This window comes from Mesorhizobium sp. M4A.F.Ca.ET.090.04.2.1 (assembly GCF_003999085.1).
Classification (GTDB): Bacteria; Pseudomonadota; Alphaproteobacteria; order Rhizobiales; family Rhizobiaceae; genus Mesorhizobium.
On record NZ_RZOT01000591.1, the window covers coordinates 1 to 3,546 of the forward strand.

At 67.4% G+C, this 3,546-nt stretch carries 5 protein-coding genes; 2 read left to right on the plus strand and 3 right to left on the minus strand.

Features of this window, described 5'->3' with window-relative positions; translation table 11 throughout:
• A partial coding sequence (locus EN781_RS28705; protein ID WP_127400563.1) for an amidase occupies window positions 1-895 on the minus strand: 895 nt, incomplete at its 3' end.
• 142 nt (window positions 896-1,037) lie between these two features.
• On the opposite strand from EN781_RS28705, the gene EN781_RS28710 reads away from it, so the two are divergent.
• A complete protein-coding gene (locus EN781_RS28710) occupies window positions 1,038-1,385 on the plus strand; it encodes a GFA family protein (protein ID WP_126058209.1) in 348 nt (115 codons plus the stop codon).
• Window positions 1,386-1,392: 7 nt separating this feature from the next.
• On the opposite strand, the gene EN781_RS28715 is transcribed toward EN781_RS28710, so the two are convergent.
• A complete protein-coding gene (locus EN781_RS28715) occupies window positions 1,393-2,301 on the minus strand; it encodes an SDR family oxidoreductase (protein WP_126058208.1) in 909 nt (302 codons plus the stop codon).
• A gap of 93 nt (window positions 2,302-2,394) precedes the next feature.
• Here EN781_RS28715 and EN781_RS28720 point away from each other — a divergent pair, with 93 nt between their 5' ends.
• Window positions 2,395-2,985 (plus strand): helix-turn-helix domain-containing protein, encoded by a 591-nt coding sequence (locus EN781_RS28720; RefSeq protein ID WP_189347911.1) that lies wholly within the window; start codon window positions 2,395-2,397, stop codon window positions 2,983-2,985.
• 20 nt (window positions 2,986-3,005) lie between these two features.
• Here EN781_RS28720 and EN781_RS28725 read toward each other — a convergent pair.
• Window positions 3,006-3,546 (minus strand): MFS transporter (locus tag EN781_RS28725; protein WP_145965683.1); only part of this gene is annotated, 541 nt, incomplete at its 5' end.

A 3,546-nucleotide genomic window follows, 5' to 3' on the forward strand; every position in this document is an offset into this window, starting at 1 on the left:
GCCAGTCGGCATGGGCCTCGGCGCCTTCCATTGACGCGATCGTCGCGCGCCTGGTCGCCGCCCGCATCTCGGCGAGCAGGTCGTCGATCGACAGGTCCGCAACCCGCGCGCCGGCCCGCTCGACCTGGCCCAGGCATCTTTCGAACGCGGTCGCCACCTCGCTTTCGGTGTCCTCGAAAGGAACGCCGCGCGGGATACCGACACGAAGTCCGGCAAGTGGCAACGGCAGATGCAGCGGGGGCACCTCCTCAGCCGCCATCACCGCATCGGCGACGGCACAGGCGGCGACGCTCAGCGCCAGCGGTCCGATCGAATCCAGCGTCGCGGACAACGGATAGGCACCCGTCAGCGGCACCCGACGCGCCGTTGGCTTGAAACCGATGACGCCGTTCAGCGATGCCGGTATGCGCACCGAACCGCCGGTGTCGGAGCCGATGGCGATGTCACAGGTACCTTCGCCGACCGAGACGCCGGCGCCCGAGGACGAACCGCCCGGTATCAGGCTGGCGTCGGTGGCATTGCCGGGCGTGCCGTAATGCTGGTTGGTACCGATCGCGGTGAAGGCGAACTCGGTCATGTTGGTCTTGCCGAGGATGACCGCGCCCGCCTGGCGCAGCCGGCTGACGACGGCGGCGTCGCGCAAGGCGGGCGCGGCGGTCTTGAGCATCAGCGATCCGGCCGTGGTCGCCTCGCCGGCGACGTCGAACAGGTCCTTGATCGAGACGATCGTGCCGTCGAGCGGTCCGAGCGTCACGCCGGCCTTCCGCCGCGCATCGCTGGCGTCGGCGGCTGCTCGCGCTGCCTCCGGGTACAGTCGCACGAACACGCACTCGTCGCTCGCGCGGGTCGCGAGACGCGACAGCAGAATTTCGAGATGATCGCGGACTGATTGCATTTTCGGTGTCGGACTCCGCAAGGCTGCAGCGTCTTTAGAGCATGATCCCGAGAAGTGGGAACCGGTTTTCGGAAAGATCATGCTCCAACAATGAGTTGGATCAGGCATATTTGCACTGCCGGGCCGAAGGGGAGAAGGAACGATGCTCTACAAAGGCGGCTGCCACTGCGGCAAGGTGGCGTTCGAGGTCGAAGGCGAGCTCGGCGGGGCCGTGCGCTGCAACTGCTCGATCTGCGCCCGCAAGGCGGCATTGCTCTGGGCGGTGCCGCATCGGAACCTGCGGCTGCTCGCCTGGGGCGACGACCTCGGCCGTTACACCTTTGGCAAGGGCGCCATCGCCCATCGCTTCTGCCGCTTTTGCGGCATCCATCCCTTCGCCGAGGACGTCGGCGACGGCAGCGAACGCAGCGCCTATGTCAACATCAATTGCCTCGACGGGATCGACCTTGCCTCCGTCCAGATCTTCGACTTCGACGGTCGCTCGGCCTAGCGCAATTCTAGCGATACCCGGTCGCATCGGCCGGCTTGCCGGCATCCTGGACCTCCGGGACATAGCGCCAGGCATCCGGGCGCGAACCATCGAGATCGGTGAAGCCATAGACTTGCGCCAGCCCGCCGCTGGACAGCGACTGCCCGTTCCAGCGCGACCGCTCCGGATCCGCGGCCAGCGCCACGACGGCGCGGCCGACGAAGCGCGGCGTCTCCGAAATGACGAAATGCGGTACCTTGGCGGTCGCGTCGCGCCAGTTCGCCTCGCTGACGCCGAAGGCCTCCAGCATCATTTCGGAACGCAGCCAGCCGGGCGTCAGCGAGACCGACGTGGCGCCATGTGGCGCGAGGTCCTTGGCGTGCGCCCATGCCATGCGCGTCGCCGCCACCTTGGCGAGGTCGTAGAATGGCGACAGCCGGTAGTGGTCTGCATTGTATTCGGCCGTGCCGTCGGTGACTTCGACATGCAGCCCGCCCGGCCGCTCGATCATCAGCGGCAGCGCGTGGTGCGCGGTGATCAGATGCGTGTCGATGGCCAGGCGCAGCAGGCGCAAGCCGTTCTCGAGATCGTGGTCCCAGACCGGCTTGTTCCACTCGAACAGCTTCTCGCCGCCCCACAGATCGTTGACCAGGACATCGAGACGGCCCTGCTCGGCACGGATACGCTCGACCAGTTCGCGCACATCGTCAGCAATCAGATGATCGACCTGGACGGCAATGCCCTTGCCGCCTTGCGCCGTGACCAGCTCAGCCGTTTCCTCGATCGTCTCCGGACGGCCATAGTCCGACTGTTGCGTCCGCGTCGTGCGCCCGGTGACATAGACGGTGGCGCCGGCGGCGCCGAGCTCGACCGCGATGCCACGGCCGGCACCGCGCGTTGCGCCGGCGACAAGGGCGACCTTCCCTTCAAGCATCATCGAAACCTCCCGAACCAAAACACCACAACGAGGGCTGGCGCCTGCTGCGCTCCTAATTTATAAATGATCATTCGTTTATAAATGGATGTCAAGATGACCCGGCCGAAAACGCAACCCGACGAGCAGGTGCTGGAGGTCGCCTACCGGCTGATGCACGCCGAAGGCCCGGAGGCGCTGACCTTCGAGCGGCTGGCGCGGGCATGCGGCCTATCGGGGTCGACGCTGGTGCAGCGCTTCGGGAGCAAGGCGCAGCTGAAGCAACGCACGCTGCTTTATGCCTGGGATGGGCTCGACCGGAAAACCGAAGCGCTGTCCGCCTCGACGCCGAGGACCCCGGCCGGGGCCATCCGGTTGTTGGGTGGTCTATCCAGCGGCTATGGCGACATCGAATCCTATGCCGAAGGTTTGCTGGTGCTGCGCGAGGACCTGCGCGATCCCGTGCTGCGGGCACGTGGCGCCGCCTGGAAAGCGGCGCTAAGCAAGGTGCTCGCCGACTGTTTCGCCGGTATACCCGGCATGCCTCAGGACATCGGCCTGCTGATGGCGTCGCACTGGCAGGGCTCGCTGCTGTGGTGGAGCTTCGATCCCGAAATGGACCTGACCGCCTATGTCGAGCACAGCCTGGAGCGCTTCGTGGCGGCGATCACGGCGACATCGGCCCGGGCGGCTGCCGGGCCGATGTAGGATGATCGCGCGGGGGCTGGCTAGCCCGCGCGCTTCGGCCCCATCAGCACCGCCACCAGGGCCGCCAGCAGCGTTGCGATGCCGCAATAGGCGAAGGCGCTGGCGACGCCGGCATGGTCGACCAGCAGGCCGCCGAAGACGGCGCCGAGCGCGATCGCCACCTGGAACGTGGCGACCATCAGCCCGCCGGCGCTTTCGGCCTCGTCCGGCGCCGCGCGCACCAGCCAGGTCTGCAGCCCGACCGGCACCGCGCCGAAGGCGAAGCCCCAGGCGGCGACGGCGATCGCCGCCGTCACCGGCGAGGCGCCAAGGGTGAGCAGCACCAGCGCCGACACGGCAATCAGCAGCGGCGCCAGGGCGACCGCGGCCTTCAGGTTGCGCTCGGCCATGAAGCCGCCGGCGAAGTTGCCGAAGAAGCCGCCGATGCCGTAGCCGAGCAGCACCAGCGAGATCGTCTCGATCGGCAGCACCGGAACCACCTCGAGATACGGGCGCACATAGGTGAAGCCGGCAAAGTGACCCGAGGCGACCAGCAGCACGACCAGCAGCGCCGCCCTGATC

Excerpts from the sequence above, each read along its gene's own strand:
- EN781_RS28710 (WP_126058209.1), top strand. The coding sequence starts at position 1,038 with ATGCTCTACAAAGGCGGCTGCCACTGCGGCAAGGTGGCGTTCGAGGTC.
- EN781_RS28715 (WP_126058208.1), bottom strand. The coding sequence starts at position 2,301 with ATGATGCTTGAAGGGAAGGTCGCCCTTGTCGCCGGCGCAACGCGCGGT.
- EN781_RS28720 (WP_189347911.1), top strand. The coding sequence starts at position 2,395 with ATGACCCGGCCGAAAACGCAACCCGACGAGCAGGTGCTGGAGGTCGCC.